The organism is Microbacterium sp. ARD32 (genome assembly GCF_031844385.1).
Lineage (GTDB): Bacteria > Actinomycetota > Actinomycetes > Actinomycetales > Microbacteriaceae > Microbacterium.
The window spans coordinates 142,896-156,881 of the sequence record NZ_JAUZVD010000002.1 but is presented as its reverse complement, the minus strand read 5'-3'; the positions used below and the strand labels follow the sequence as shown (position 1 = coordinate 156,881).

The following is a 13,986-nucleotide window of genomic DNA, read 5'->3' as shown; positions in this document are numbered from 1 at the left end:
GATAGTTATGTTGCACATGTGTGTGCAACATAATTCGGTGGACTCACAGCATCCGGCCATTCCGGCCCCGCATGCGCCCCGTACCAGGCTCCCCGCCTGCGTGCGGGATGGAAATCGTCGGTGCGGATGCCATTTCGGCGACGTTATCCATCTTGTTCCCCGACGCCTGGATGGAAAACGTCGCTCGAGAGGCCGGTGCACCAACGATTTCCATCTTGCGCACGAGGGAAGCCCCGACCCTTCGACGGGCTCAGAGCCCCATGACAGGGTTGAGTCGCTCGAAGCGCCGGGGCTGGAGGAAAGCGTCAGTCGGTGCCGGAGTCGAAGGCTGCGCCCTCGGATGCCGCATCCACGGCCTCCGCGAGCTGCTCGTCGTCCGTGTCGGAGGCGGCGATCTCGTTCGCCCCGCCCGCGGTGACCTTGCCGACCAGCTCGCCCGTGGCACCGCCGACCAGGCCGAGGCCCGCGTACTGCTCCAGGCGCGAGCGCGAGTCGGCGATGTCGAGGTTGCGCATGGTCAGCTGGCCGATGCGGTCGACCGGGCCGAAGGCCGCGTCGCCCACGCGCTCCATCGACAGCTTCTCGGGGCCGTACGACAGGTTCGGCGAGACGGTGTCGAGGATGGTCCAGTCGTCGCCGCGGCGCAGACGCAGCGTGACCGTGCCCGAGATGGTCAGGCCCACCCAGCGCTGGATCGACTCGCGCAGCATGAGCGACTGCGGCTCCAGCCAGCGGCCCTCGTACATCAGGCGGCCCAGGCGCCGGCCCTGCTCGTGGTACGTGGCGAGGGTGTCCTCGTTCAGGATGCCGTTGACCAGGCGTTCGTAGGCGATGAACAGCAGCGCCATGCCGGGCGCTTCGTAGATGCCGCGCGACTTCGCCTCAATGATGCGGTTCTCGATCTGGTCGCTCATGCCCAGGCCATGACGGCCGCCGATCGTGTTCGCCTCCATGACCAGGGCGACCGGGTCAGTGAACTCCTTGCCGTTCAGCGCGACCGGGCGGCCGCCGTCGAAGGTGACCGTGACGTCTTCGGTGTCGATCGCGACCGTGGGGTCCCAGTACTTCACGCCCATGATCGGGTCGACGGTCTCGAGCGAGACGTTCAGGTGCTCGAGCGTCTTCGCCTCGTGCGTGGCGCCCCAGATGTTGGCATCCGTGGAGTACGCCTTCTCGGCAGAGTCGCGGTACGGGAAGCCGCGCTCGACGAGCCACTCGCTCATCTCCTGACGGCCGCCCAGCTCGGTGACGAAGTCGGCGTCGAGCCACGGCTTGTAGATGCGCAGGCGCGGGTTGGCGAGCAGCCCGTAGCGGTAGAACCGCTCGATGTCGTTGCCCTTGTAGGTGGAGCCGTCACCCCAGATGTCCACGCCGTCCTCGCGCATCGCGCGCACGAGCAGCGTGCCGGTGACCGCACGGCCCAGGGGAGTGGTGTTGAAGTAGGTCTTGCCGCCGGACCGGATGTGGAAGGCGCCGCAGGACAGCGCGACGAAGCCCTCTTCGACCAGTGCGGTCTTCGCGTCCACCAGGCGAGACGCCTCGGCGCCGTACTCCAGCGCGCGGCCGGGGATCGAGGCGATGTCGTCCTCGTCGTACTGCCCCAGGTCGCCGGTGTAGGTGTAGGGCACGGCGCCCTTCTCGCGCATCCACGCGACGGCGACCGAGGTGTCGAGACCACCGGAGAACGCGATGCCGACCTTTTCGCCGACGGGGAGGGACTGGAGCACCTTGGACATGCGCTCAAGTCTATCGGCGTGTCGCGGGTGGGCCCGTGCGGGTTGCGGAGTCCTCACCGTCCGAAGTGCGCCGCCAGCTCGCCCTGCGGGGAGTCCGCGTCGGTCATCGCGGCGATGAAGCGGACGACGGCCTCGCGGTCGGCGGCGGGGAGGGATGCGACGGCGGTGAACCGTCTGGCGTGCTGCCGGCCGATCGTGTCGTGCGCCGAGCGGCGGGTGCTCTCGGTCACCTGCAGGCACATGGTGCGCCTGTCCGAGGGATGCGGAACCCGGATCAGGTGCCCGCCGTCGACCAGGCGGTCGACGAGCTTCGTCGTCGACGCGCTCGCGATGCCCACCTCGTGGGCGATGTCCTTGGGCGTGACGAGCATGCCCTGCTCGGTCGCGCGGATGATCATGCGGATCGCCCGCATGTCGCTCTCGTTGAGCTTCATGTAGCGCTTGGAGGCCTCGGACAGCTCCCGTGCGGCGGTCTGCCATCGTCGCAGCGCCTCGAGCACGCGGAAGCACGAGTCGACCTCGTCCTGCGACATGCCTGAGCGGTCGATCAGGTCGGAGTCCGGCGAAAAGTAGTGCATGACTGCCATTCTGTGCGATTCCATCCCGGCGCGTGCGTCGGCTCAGTCTACCTGTTACCCTCGGCATAACTCTTTCCTGGCTAACGAAATCGAGGTGACGAGGTGGACGAGATGGTCGTGCTCGTGGACGAGGGCGGTGCGCCGATCGGGGAGACGCCGAAGCGGAGCGTGCACGGAACGTCGACGCCGCGTCATCTGGCGTTCTCCTGTCACCTCATCGACGCGCGCGGCCGGCTGCTCGTCACCAGGCGCGCGCTGGTCAAGGGGACGTGGCCGGGCGTGTGGACCAACGCCCTGTGCGGGCACCCCCTCCCGGGCGAGGCGATGGAGGATGCGGTGCGCCGCCGCGCCTGGTTCGAGCTTGGAGCGGAGATCAGCGGCGTCACGTGCGTCCTGCCCGATTTCGGCTACACGGCCCGCGATGCGTCGGGCATCCAGGAGAACGAGCACTGCCCGGTCTTCATCGCCGAGGTGGTCAGCCCGCTGGTCCCGCATCCCGAGGAGGTGGACGAGGTGGCGTGGACGACGGCCGGCGAGCTGAGCGCCGCCGTCTCCGCGGCGCCGTGGGCGTTCAGCCCCTGGCTGGTCGCTCACCTCCCCGCCCTCGCCCCGCACCTCGTCGAGGCCACGGCGAGGCGTCATGCCTGAGCCGGCCGCCGACGTCGGCCGTCGCACCGACGTCCTCGAGGTGCGACTGAGCGAGATCCTCACGAGGCGCGCGGAGCGCTCGCGAGAGTTCTCCGCTCCGTACGCGGAGCTGTGGGAGTCGCTCGCGAGGATGGCCGCCGGCGGCAAGCGGATCCGTCCGCGCATGCTGATGGACGCCCACGAGGCGCTCGGTGGCACCGACCGGCGAAGCGCGCTGGACGCGGCCTGCGCGATGGAGCTCCTGCACCTCGCCCTCGTCATCCACGACGACGTGATCGACCGCGACCTGGTGCGGCGCGGCGAGATGAACATCACCGGACGGTTCGCGGCCGACGCGGTCGTCCGCGGAGCATCGCCCGAGGCCGCACGCGCGTGGGGCGAGGCGTCGTCGCTGCTCGCCGGAGACCTCGTCCTGACAGCGGCGCACTCCCTGCTCGCACGACTGGACATCGCCCGGGATCGGCGCGAGGCGATCCTCGACGTGTTCGACGACGCGGTGTTCGAGAGCGCGGCGGGTGAGCACGACGACGTCTGGCTGAGTCTGCACCTGGAGGAGATCTCGCCGCGGGAGGTGCTGGAGATGGCCGATCGGAAGACGGCGTCCTACTCCTTCGCCGCACCGCTGCTGGTCGCGGCGATCCTTGCCGGCGCGGGCAGGGACCTGATCGCCGAACTGAGCACCATCGCCCGGCGGATCGGCGTCGTCTATCAGCTGCGAGACGACGTGCTCGGCCTGTTCGGCGACGAGCGGCAGACGGGCAAGTCGGCGCTCAGCGACCTGCGCGCGGGCAAGGAGACGCTGCTGGTCGCCTATGCCAGGTCCGATCCGGCATGGGCCGCCGTCGGCGCGCTCTTCGGCGATGCCGACCTCAGTCGGGGCGACGCTCAGCTCATCCGGAGCGTGATCGAGGAGTCCGGGGCGACCATCTTCGTCGAGTCGATGATCGCGGAGCGGTGCGACGAGGTGGACCGGCTGGTCCGGGCATCCGGCCTGCCCGAGGCGCTCCGCGAACAGCTCCTCGCCCTGACCAGGGCCTGCGTCTCGAGGAACTCGTGAACGGCCTGGACCTCTACAACGAGACGGCCCAGGCGAGTGCGGCCGTCGTCATCCGCCGCTACTCGACCTCGTTCAACTGGGCGAGCCGCCTCTTCGACGCGCCGGTGCGGGAGCACATCGCCCGCATCTACGCGCTGGTGCGGCTCGCGGACGAGCTCGTCGACGGCCCTGCCGAGACGGCCGGGCTGGACACCCGGATGCGGGGGACGCTGCTCGACGAGCTGGAGGCCGAGACCGGACGCGCGCTGCGGATCGGTTTCAGCGCGAACCTGGTGGTGCACGCCTTCGCCCTGACCGCGCGGGAGCACGGCTTCGGCACCGACCTGAGCGGCCCGTTCTTCGCGTCGATGCGGCGGGATCTCGGCGAGGGGACATGGGATGCCGCCGCACTGGACGAGTACATCCACGGCTCCGCCGAGGTCGTCGGGCTGATGTGCCTGGCGGTGTTCGAGTCGCGCCGCGCTCGCGGAGGAGCCCCGTCCCGCAGCGACGAGGAGAACGGCATCCTGCAGGAGGGGGCTCGGCGGCTGGGGGCCGCGTTCCAGAAGGTCAACTTCCTGCGTGACTACGCCGAGGACCGCGGAGCGCTCGGCCGCACGTATTTCGCGGAGACCGCCGACGGACTCACCGAGGATGCCAAGCACCGGATCGTCGCGTCGATCAGAGCCGACCTTCGCGCCGCCGACCGGGCCGTGCCGTTGCTCGACCGCGCAGCGCGCGCGTCGGTGTGGGCAGCGCAGGCCATGTTCCGCGAGCTCACGGACCGCATCGAAGCGACACCGGCAGAGGTGCTCGCCGTCACGCGCGTCCGCGTTCCCGACACGGTCAAGGCGGGCATCCTGGTGCGGGCCTTGGCCAGGAAGGCGTCACGATGAGCGCGTCCCGGGTCATCGTCGTCGGCGGGGGAGTGAGCGGACTCGCGACCGCGTGCCTGCTCGCCCGCGACGGGCACAGCGTCACGCTGCTCGAGAGGAGCGGAGAGCTCGGCGGGCGTGCGGGGGCGTGGGAGCAGGACGGCTTCGCCTTCGACACGGGCCCGTCCTGGTACCTGATGCCGGAGGTGTTCGACCACTTCTACCGGATGATGGGCACCCAGACCGACGAGCAGCTCGACCTGGTGCCGCTCGAGCCGGGGTACCGCGTCTACGGCGAGGCATCCGCCTCCCCGACCGCCGGCGTCACCGCGGCGATCGACGTCCCGGCGGGTGCCGACAGGATCGCCGACCTGTTCGAGGGCCGCGAGCGCGGGTCGGGCGAACGGGTGCGCCGCTACCTGGCATCCGCGACGCGCACGTACCGCGCGGCGGTCTCCTCGTTCCTTTACAACCCGTTCTCCTCCTGGCGCAGCTTCACCTCCCCGGCGGTGCTGCGGGCGGCGCCCGCCGTGGTGCCGCTGCTGACGCGCTCACTGTGGTCGTTCATCGCCCGGCGATTCCGCGATCCGATGCTGCGCAAGATCCTCGGCTACCCCGCCGTGTTCCTCGGCACGTCGCCGTTCGATGCCCCGGCGCTCTACCACCTGATGAGCCACATGGATCTCGTCGACGGCGTGAGGTACCCCCTGGGCGGATTCCGCGCGTTCGTGGCGTCGCTGGCCGCGCTGGCGAGGGAGGCGGGCGTCGAGATCCGCACCGGCAGCGACGCCGTGCGGATCGTCAGCGAGCAGGGGCGTGCCCGCGCCGTCGACTTCGAGCAGGACGGCCGGAGGCAGCGACTGGATGCCGACATCATCGTCTCCGCGATCGACGAGCACCACACCGAGACCGTGCTGCTCGCTCCCGAGGACCGGTCCTACCGTCCCGGTCGGTGGCGTCGGCAGGTGACCGGTCCGAGCGCCGTGCTGGTGCTGCTCGGCATTCGCGGCGCGCTGCCGCAGCTGCCCCACCACACGCTGCTCTTCTCGGACGACTGGCGCGAGAACTTCGATGCGATCTTCGGTGCGACCCCGCGCGTGCCCCGCCCGCCGTCGATCTACGTCTGCAAGCCCAGCGCGACGGACGACGCGGTGGCGCCCGCCGACGCGGAGAACGTCTTCGTGCTGGTGCCGCTGCCGCCCGACCCGGAGATCGGTCATGGCGGGCTCGACCGCACGGGCGATGCGCAGGTGACTCGGATCGCGGATGCCGCGGTGGCGCAGATCGCTCGGTGGGCGGGCATCCCCGACCTCGAATCGCGGATCGTCGTCCGGCGCACGATCGGACCGGCCGACTTCGAGTCGGACTTCAACACGTTCCGAGGCAGTGCGCTGGGACCGGCCCACACGCTGAGGCAGAGCGCGTTCCTGCGCGGCGTCACGCGCTCGCGCAAGGTGTCGGGTCTGTTCTACGCCGGCGCGACGTCGGTACCGGGGGTCGGGCTGCCCATGTGCCTGATCAGCGCGGAGCTCGTGCTCAAGCACGTGCGGGGCGACCACTCGGCGGGTCCGACGGAGGTGCGATGAGTCTCGTGTACGCGGCCGCGCTGCTGCTCAGCGGGGCATGCCTGGTGCTGCTCGACCTGCGCTTCGCGCTGGTGATGCGTCGGCGGCCCGCCGCTGCGGCGATCGCCCTGGCGGTGGGGCTGGCCTTCTTCATCGCCTGGGATGCAGCGGGGATCGCGCTCGGGGTGTTCCGCCACATGGACTCGCGCTGGGCGAGCGGGATGCTGCTGGCGCCGGAGTTCCCGGTCGAGGAGCTGCTGTTCCTGCTCTTCCTCAGCTATCTGACGCTGATGCTGTTGAGCGGGTGGCAGCGCTGGAGCGAGAGCAGGGACCGGCGATGACCTATCTGCTCCTGTCCATGCCGTTCGTCGTGGCGGCGTTCGTCCTGTTCGGCATCGGCGCGGCCGACGCGCGACGCCGGGGCGACCTGCGGCGGTATCTGTCCGCGTGGGGTGCGAGCACGGCCGTGCTGCTGGTGCTCACGACCCTGTTCGACAACATCATGATCGCCGCCGGGTTCTTCGACTATCGCGAAGACGGCATCTCGGGCATCCGCATCGCGCTGATGCCGGCCGAGGACCTGCTGTATCCGATCGCGGGAGCGCTGCTGCTCAGCGGCCTCTGGCAGCTGCTGGACGCCGCGCGCGGAACGGGAGGACGCTCCGATGCCTGATCGCCCCTCCGCCGTGCGCACGCTGTTCGTGGCATCGCGGCCGCTGAGCTGGATCAACACCGCATTCCCGTTCGCCGCGGCCTACGTCCTCAGCACCGGGCGGATCGACACCGCACTCGTGATCGGCACGCTGTTCTTCCTGGTGCCGTACAACCTCACGATGTACGGCGTGAACGACGTGTTCGACCACGAGTCCGATCTCGCCAACCCCCGCAAGGGCGGCGCAGAGGGCGCCAAGCTGCCTCTTGCGATGCATCCCCTCACCCTCTGGTCCTCGGCGGTGCTCACGGGGATCTTCGTCGTGGCGCTGGCAGTTCTCGGCGCCGAGCGCCCGCTGTCGTGGCTCGTGCTCGCGATCAGCGTCTTCGCGGTGCTCGCCTATTCGGTGCCGCGGCTGCGGTTCAAGGAGATCCCGGTCCTCGACTCCATCACCTCGAGCACGCACTTCGTCACCCCGGCGCTGTACGCCTTCGCTCTGGCCGGCACGACCATGACGCCGCCGCTGATCCTCACGATGGTCGCGTTCTTCTGCTGGGGCATGGCCAGCCACGCGTTCGGCGCCGTGCAGGACATCGTCCCCGACCGCGAGGCCGGGATCGGCTCCATCGCGACCGTGCTCGGCGCCGCGCGCACGGTGCGGATCGCGATCCTGCTGTGGACGCTCGCCGGGGTGCTCATGCTGTTCGCGCCGTGGCCGGCGTCGCTCGCGGCGTTCGCCGCCGTGCCGTACATCGCCATCGTCGCCCCCTTCGCGCGAGTGGACGACGCGCACTCCGGGTCGGCCAACCGGGCCTGGCGCCGGTTCCTCGCGATCAACTACGCGGTCGGCTTCGCGGTGACGATGCTGCTGATCCTGTGCGCCACGGAAGGACTGTTCGCATGACCCGTGTACTCGTCACAGGCGCCACCGGCTACATCGGCGGTCGTCTGGTCCCCCAGCTGCTGGACGCCGGTCATGAGGTGAGCGTGTTCGTCCGCTCGGCGTGGAAGCTCCGCGATGTGCCGTGGCGCGCCCGGGTGAAGGTCTTCTCGGGCGACCTTGCGGATCCGATCGCGACCCGCCGCGCCATGGCCGGCATCGAGGTCGCCTTCCACCTGGTGCACTCGATGAGCTCGGGACGCGGATTCCGCGCCGTGGAGAGGCAGGGCGCCGAGACGTTCGCGGATGCCGCCGCCGCATCCGGCGTGCGCCGCGTGGTCTACCTGGGCGGCCTGCACCCTCGCACCGGCGGCCTGTCCGAGCACCTCGCCTCGCGCGCGGAGGTGGGGAAGGTGCTGCTGGAAGCGCCGGTGCCCGCGATCGTCTTCCAGGCGGGGATCGTGATCGGCTCCGGCTCGGCGTCGTTCGAGATGATCCGGCACCTGACCGAGGTGCTGCCGTACATGCCCGCGCCCCGCTGGGTGCGGAACAGGGTGCAGCCGATCGCCGTGCGCGACGTGCTGCGGTACCTCGTGCGGTCGGTGGATGCGCCGGGGGATCTGAACCGGACGTTCGACATCGGCGGACCCGACATCCTGCGGTACGGGCAGATGATGAACGGGTATGCGGTCGAGGCGGGCCTGCCGCAGCGGCACATCGCCGCGCTGCCCGTGCTGACCCCCTGGCTCGCGTCGCAGTGGGTCAGTCTGGTCAGTCCCATCCCCCGCCAGATCGCCGTGCCGATCATCGCCTCACTGCAGAACGACTGCGTCATGAGCGAGCACGACATCGACGACATCATCCCGCCGCCCGCGGAGGGGCTGCTGCCATACCGCACCGCCGTGCGTCTCGCTCTCCGCCGCGAGGCCGACGGCGAGGTGGAGACCAGCTGGCAGAGCGCGACGGTTCCCGGTGCACCGAGCGACCCCCTGCCGAGTGATCCGGACTGGGCAGGGCACACCGTCTTCACCGACCTTCGCGAACGCCGGAGCGGCACCTCGCCGGAGGCCATCTGGCGCGTGATCGAGGCGATCGGCGGGGAGAGGGGCTGGCACTCGTTCCCCCTGGCCTGGGCGGCCAGGGGATGGATCGACCGTCTCGTCGGAGGGGTGGGCATGCGCCGCGGGCGCCGGCATCCGTCCCGCGTGAACAGCGGCGACGTCATCGACGTCTGGCGCGTGGAGTCCGTCGAGCGGGGACGGATGCTGCGGCTGCGCGCGGAGATGAGGATGCCGGGCCGCGGCTGGCTGGAGCTGGGGGTCGAACCGGATCCCGCCGGGGGCAGCGTGTACCGGCAGCGGGCGATCTACTTCCCGAAGGGGCTCAGCGGGCGGCTCTACTGGCTGGTGCTGCTGCCCTTCCACGGCATCATCTTCAACGGCATGGCGCGCAGCATCCTGCACGAGGCCGAACGCAGTGAAGCCGCCGCCCCGGGACTCAGCCCCGGCTGAGGTCCGCGAAGCGCTCGCGGAGCGGATGCTGCGCCCCGAGCCCCGCGAGCGAGACCGCGCCGTCGAGTCCCGAGCCGGCCGGCGGCACGAAACGGGCATCAGGGCGCTCGGCGCGCACCGCGTCGGCGAACGCCGCACGGATCAGGTCCGAACCGAACACGCCGCCGACGGCGCCGACGGCGGCGTCGTCCGGGGCATCGGTCACGCGCAGCGCGGTGGTGACGGCCAGGGCGAGCTCTCGGCCGGCCGCGGCGCAGATGCCGCCCGCGACCTCGTCGCCGGTCGCGGCGAGCACGGCGGTGGGCGCGGCGAAGGATGCCACGGTGCGCACACGGTCCTCGGATGCCTGCAGTGCGACGTACGCGGATTCCAGGTCGGGCCAGCGGTCCTGCACCACGGCGGTGAGCGCGGTGGCGGGACCGCGCCCGTCGTAGGCGCGCATCACGGCATCCAGAGCCGCTCGTCCGATCCAGTACCCGCTGCCGGCGTCTCCCATGATGTAGCCCCAACCGTCGACGCGCGCCGAATGCTCGGGGCCCACGCCCAGCGTCACCACGCCCGTGCCCGCGGCCACCACCGAGCCGTACTGGTCGCCGAGCACGCCGAGGAACGAGGTGACCGAGTCGTGCGTGACGACCACGCGTGAGACGCCGGAGAGGGCGGGGTGCGCCAGCAGCGCCTGCGCCTCGGCATCCGCATCCGTGAGTCCCGAGACGCCGAAGGTGACCGTCTGCGGCGATCCGCCGACGGATGCCACGACCTCGGCCAGCTGCGGCAGCAGCGGCCGGTCTGTGAGCACACCGGGGAACAGTGCGTCGGCCGTGCTGCCGTCGGCACCGATCAGCCGGGTCTTGATCCCGGTCTGCCCGGCGTCGATCGCGAGCAGTGCACGGTGCTGTTCCTCAGCCAAGACATGTCCTCTCCGGGCGCGCGAATCGGGCGGGATCGCGGCCAGATGCCAGCGTATGCCACCTCGGCAGACGATGCGGGCCGAAGTCAAGGCCCCCCTGATACCGGGGCATTCGCGGTGTACTGGTCGTCCGACCGACGAGGAGGACCCGTGACATCCCTGTGGCTCGACCAGCAGCGTGACCCCGTTCCCTCGGATGCCTTCGAGCCGGATGCCCGCTTCGACGCGGTCGTGGTCGGCGCCGGGCTCACGGGCCTGACGACGGCTCTGCTGCTGGTCAGGGCCGGGCTGACGGTGGCGGTGCTCGAGGCGCGCTCGATCGGCGCGGTCACGACCGGGCACAGCACGGCCAAGCTCAGCCTGCTGCAGGGCGGCGTGCTCTCGGGCATCCGCTCCCGCGGTTCGAGCCGGGTGCTGAAGGCGTATGTCGAGGGGAACCGGGAGGGGCAGCAGTGGATGCTGCGCTATCTGGACGAGCACGGCGTGGACGTGCAGCGCCGTGACGCGTTCACCTACGCCGGCACGCCGGACGGGGTGGGGCGTCTTGATGACGAGTACGACGCGTGCCGGGAGGCCGGGCTGCAGGTCGAGCGCATCGACGATGCGGGCCTGCCGTTCCCGACGCACGGCGCGCTGAGGCTGCGCGATCAGGCGCAGTTCGATCCGATGGACGTGCTGCACGCGCTCGCCGCCGATGTCCGCTCCCGCGGCGGTGTGATCGTGGAGGGCGCGCGGGTGAAGGATGTCGAGACCGGCGACCCCTGCCGCGTCATCACGCCGCTCGGCGACGTGTTCGCCGGCACGGTCGTGATCGCCACGGGCATCCCGATCCTGGACCGCGGGTTGTACTTCGCCAAGGTGAAGCCGTCGCGCTCGTACGCCCAGGCGTACCGCGTGCCCGGCGGCGTGCTGCCGCAGGGCATGCACCTCTCCATCGATTCCCCCGGACGCTCGCTGCGCACCGCGCCGATCGACGGGGAAGAGCTGCTGCTCGTGGGCGGCAACGGGCACACCGTGGGCCGCGAGGATGACACGCAGCGGCTGGTCGATGACCTGGGGCAGTGGACGACGCAGCACTTCCCGGGCGCCGAGCGCACGCACGCCTGGTCGGCGCAGGACTACGAGTCGATGAACCTCGTCCCGTTCGTGGGATGGATGCCGCGCACCGGGCACCACGTGGCGCTGGCCACCGGCTACAACAAGTGGGGCATGACCAATGCGGTGGCGGCCGCGCTCAGCATGGCCGCGGACATCCTGGACGGCAGCATCCCGTGGGCGCAGACGCTGCACCACCGCATCACGCTTCCGCAGGACATCGCGCACGGCCTGGCCGCCAACGCCGAGGTGGCAGGAAAGCTCGCATCGGGCTGGGCGACGTCGGCGCTGCGGCCGCTGCCCGACGATGAGCCCGGCGAGGGCGAGGGCTTCGTCGGCTCCTACGACAAGGAGCCGACCGCGGTCTCGACCGTCGACGGCACCACCTGCCGGCTCTCCGCCGTGTGCACGCACCTGGGCGGCATCGTCACCTGGAACAGCGCGGAGTGCTCCTGGGACTGCCCGCTGCACGGTTCGCGTTTCGATGCCGACGGACGCCTGCTGGAGGGGCCGGCGGTGGATGACCTTGCCGCGGTGGACGAGCCCGAGCTGCCCGGCGATGCGCACGAGCCCGTCGAGCCGGTGGAGCCGGGCGATGCACGCGACCCGGGCGATTCCGGCGACGAGACGACGTGACTCGGTGAGTTCGGGCCGGGCCGAGCCCGTCGGAGCCGACGCTCAGCGCGGTCGGTCGGCGTGCGCGGCGCCGCGGGCTCCGTCGAGGAAGACGCGGATCGCCTCGTCGAGCAGCGGCCGGCTGTCGTGGGCCGGGATGCGTTGCGAGGTGATCAGGCTCGCGATGCCCTGCAGCATCGACGAGAGCACCAGGGCGAGGTTCTGAAGACGTTCGGGCTGCTGGATGCCGGGTGCGACAGCGGCCCGCACCAGCGCGCTGGTGATGCCGAACATCCGTGCTGCGGCCTCGTGCACGGGCCCGGCGGACAACTCGGACTTGGCGGTGAGCATCAGATTGAGCAGAGCCGGGTTCTCCTGCGCGAAGTCCAGGTACGCGCGGCCGGCCGCGTGCAGACTCGCGGGGCCGGGATCGCGCAGCAGGGTCGGCTCGACGGCATCCGCGAGGCGGTCGAAGCCTCGTGCGGCGAGCGCCTCCAGCAGCGCGGCTCGGTCGGGGAAGTGATTGCGGGGAGCGCCATGGCTGACGCCCGCCTCACGTGCCAGTTCTCGCAGGGAGAGCTGCTCCACGCCGCGCTCACGCAGCAGGAGCTCGCCGCGATCGAGCAGTTCGGCTCGCAGATTGCCGTGGTGGAACGGGGGCACGTGATACAGGCTACCGAAGAAAATAGACATTGACTATGAAGTAGACACTGCCTATTCTGGCGGAATGCCGCCTCGTCACTCGTCCGAACACCCCCGCAACACCGCCCTCTGGCTGCGCAGGCACGGTGCGCGCTTCGATATCGGTCCTGCGCCGTATACGCCTCCGCGACCAGGGGAAGTGGTCGTTCGGGCGAGGGCGGTGGGGTTGAACATCATCGACAGCATCCCCCGGGTCGCCTACCGCGCGGTCCTTCCCTGGGTGCGACTGCCCACGGTGATCGGCGGGGACGCCGCCGGCGAGATCGTCGAAGTGGGCGCTGGGGTGAGCCGACTGCGCGTCGGGGACCGGGTGGTGGGCCACGCCCTGGGACTCGAGCGCTCCCGCAACCGAGCCGCGGAGGGGGCGTTCCAGCAGTACGTGGTGCTGATGGAGCGGATGGTCTCGCCGATCCCCGACTCGCTGTCTTTCGCGCAGGCCGCGGTGCTGCCCCTTCAGCTGTCCACGGCCGCCACCGGGCTGTTCCAGCCGGACACGCTCGACCTGGCGCTGCCGGGGGTCGATGCGATCGAGCGGGAGGAGACCGTGCTCGTCTGGGGAGGCTCGACCGGAGTGGGCAGCAACGCGATTCAGCTCGCCCGCGGCGCGGGCTACCGGGTGGTGGCCACGGCATCGCCGCACAACTTCGGCTACGTCCGTTCACTGGGTGCTGCCGAGGTGGTCGACCGCCGCAGCCCGGCCGCCGTCGGCGAACTGGTGGCGGCCATCGGCGAGCAGCCGCTGGCCGGCTCGATCGCGATCGGCCGGCACTCGCTCCGCAGAGTCATGCGCGTCGCATCCCTCGTGCCCGGCACCCGTCGTGTCGTCTCCTCGGCCACGGCGCCGGCTGCCGGGCTGGGGTCGCTGGTCGGGCGCCGCGGTGTGCGCGTTCGCGGCATCTGGGGCGCCGCGCTGAAGGACACGCCCGTCGGCGCGGCCGTCTACACGCGCTTCCTGCCCGCGGCCCTGGCCTCTGGACGGTACGCCGCCGCGCCACCGGCCGAGATCGTCGGCAGCAGCCTCGCCGACATCCCGCAGGGCCTGCGACGCCTCCGCGAAGGGATCTCGGCGAAGAAGCTGGTGGTCACCCTCGGCCTGCCATAACTCCGGAGATTCATTGGGGAAACCGGCTCCGAAGCGCCGTCCGGGGCTCATCAGCCACAGATCTCCGGAGTTATGGCGCGC

14 protein-coding genes are annotated in these 13,986 nt (G+C 70.8%); 10 read left to right on the top strand and 4 right to left on the bottom strand.

From position 1 onward, the window contains the following. Positions 1–305: 305 nt before the first annotated feature. On the bottom strand, positions 306–1,736 hold the full coding sequence (gene argG / locus Q9R19_RS08940; protein ID WP_311256039.1) for an argininosuccinate synthase: 1,431 nt from the start codon (positions 1,734–1,736) through the stop codon (positions 306–308). A 53-nt stretch (positions 1,737–1,789) separates the two neighbouring features. After that, entirely contained in the window at positions 1,790–2,314 is a 525-nt protein-coding gene (locus Q9R19_RS08935; protein ID WP_311256038.1) for a MarR family transcriptional regulator, read from the bottom strand. 111 nt (positions 2,315–2,425) lie between these two features. Here Q9R19_RS08935 and idi point away from each other — a divergent pair, with 111 nt between their 5' ends. Genes idi through Q9R19_RS08895 form a run of 8 tightly spaced genes read left to right on the top strand, consistent with a single transcriptional unit; the run spans position 2,426 to position 9,481 of the window. Beyond that, positions 2,426–2,962 carry an isopentenyl-diphosphate Delta-isomerase gene (gene idi / locus Q9R19_RS08930; RefSeq protein ID WP_311256526.1) on the top strand — a complete coding sequence of 179 codons (537 nt, stop codon included), beginning with the start codon at positions 2,426–2,428 and terminating at the stop codon, positions 2,960–2,962. After that, on the top strand, positions 2,955–4,019 hold the full coding sequence (locus Q9R19_RS08925; protein ID WP_311256037.1) for a polyprenyl synthetase family protein: 1,065 nt from the start codon (positions 2,955–2,957) through the stop codon (positions 4,017–4,019). Before idi ends, Q9R19_RS08925 begins: the two co-directional genes overlap by 8 nt. After that, on the top strand, positions 4,016–4,894 hold the full coding sequence (locus tag Q9R19_RS08920; protein ID WP_292698828.1) for a squalene/phytoene synthase family protein: 879 nt from the start codon (positions 4,016–4,018) through the stop codon (positions 4,892–4,894). Before Q9R19_RS08925 ends, Q9R19_RS08920 begins: the two co-directional genes overlap by 4 nt. Further along, positions 4,891–6,459 (top strand): phytoene desaturase family protein, encoded by a 1,569-nt coding sequence (gene crtI / locus Q9R19_RS08915; RefSeq protein WP_311256036.1) that lies wholly within the window; start codon positions 4,891–4,893, stop codon positions 6,457–6,459. The genes Q9R19_RS08920 and crtI overlap by 4 nt, the downstream gene beginning before the upstream one ends. Continuing rightward, positions 6,456–6,779, top strand: a complete 324-nt coding sequence (locus Q9R19_RS08910) for a lycopene cyclase domain-containing protein (protein WP_311256035.1) — start codon at positions 6,456–6,458, stop codon at positions 6,777–6,779. The genes crtI and Q9R19_RS08910 overlap by 4 nt, the downstream gene beginning before the upstream one ends. Next, positions 6,776–7,111, top strand: coding sequence for a lycopene cyclase domain-containing protein (locus Q9R19_RS08905; protein ID WP_311256034.1), 336 nt, complete (start codon positions 6,776–6,778; stop codon positions 7,109–7,111). The genes Q9R19_RS08910 and Q9R19_RS08905 overlap by 4 nt, the downstream gene beginning before the upstream one ends. Next, positions 7,104–7,994, top strand: a complete 891-nt coding sequence (locus tag Q9R19_RS08900; protein ID WP_311256033.1) for a prenyltransferase — start codon at positions 7,104–7,106, stop codon at positions 7,992–7,994. Before Q9R19_RS08905 ends, Q9R19_RS08900 begins: the two co-directional genes overlap by 8 nt. Next, positions 7,991–9,481 carry an SDR family oxidoreductase gene (locus Q9R19_RS08895; RefSeq protein WP_311256032.1) on the top strand — a complete coding sequence of 497 codons (1,491 nt, stop codon included), beginning with the start codon at positions 7,991–7,993 and terminating at the stop codon, positions 9,479–9,481. Before Q9R19_RS08900 ends, Q9R19_RS08895 begins: the two co-directional genes overlap by 4 nt. Here Q9R19_RS08895 and Q9R19_RS08890 read toward each other — a convergent pair. After that, the gene (locus Q9R19_RS08890; RefSeq protein WP_311256031.1) at positions 9,468–10,391 is read right to left on the bottom strand and encodes a BadF/BadG/BcrA/BcrD ATPase family protein; all 924 of its coding nucleotides are present in this window, start codon (positions 10,389–10,391) and stop codon (positions 9,468–9,470) included. The genes Q9R19_RS08895 and Q9R19_RS08890 overlap by 14 nt on opposite strands. 150 nt (positions 10,392–10,541) lie before the next feature. On the opposite strand from Q9R19_RS08890, the gene Q9R19_RS08885 reads away from it, so the two are divergent. Then, positions 10,542–12,122 (top strand): FAD-dependent oxidoreductase, encoded by a 1,581-nt coding sequence (locus tag Q9R19_RS08885; RefSeq protein ID WP_311256030.1) that lies wholly within the window; start codon positions 10,542–10,544, stop codon positions 12,120–12,122. A 42-nt stretch (positions 12,123–12,164) separates the two neighbouring features. Here Q9R19_RS08885 and Q9R19_RS08880 read toward each other — a convergent pair whose 3' ends face one another. After that, complete coding sequence (locus tag Q9R19_RS08880; protein WP_311256029.1) at positions 12,165–12,764, bottom strand: WHG domain-containing protein; 600 nt, start codon at positions 12,762–12,764, stop codon at positions 12,165–12,167. A 64-nt stretch (positions 12,765–12,828) separates the two neighbouring features. On the opposite strand from Q9R19_RS08880, the gene Q9R19_RS08875 reads away from it, so the two are divergent. Next, positions 12,829–13,905 carry a zinc-binding alcohol dehydrogenase family protein gene (locus Q9R19_RS08875; protein ID WP_396653470.1) on the top strand — a complete coding sequence of 359 codons (1,077 nt, stop codon included), beginning with the start codon at positions 12,829–12,831 and terminating at the stop codon, positions 13,903–13,905. Positions 13,906–13,986 lie beyond the last annotated feature (81 nt).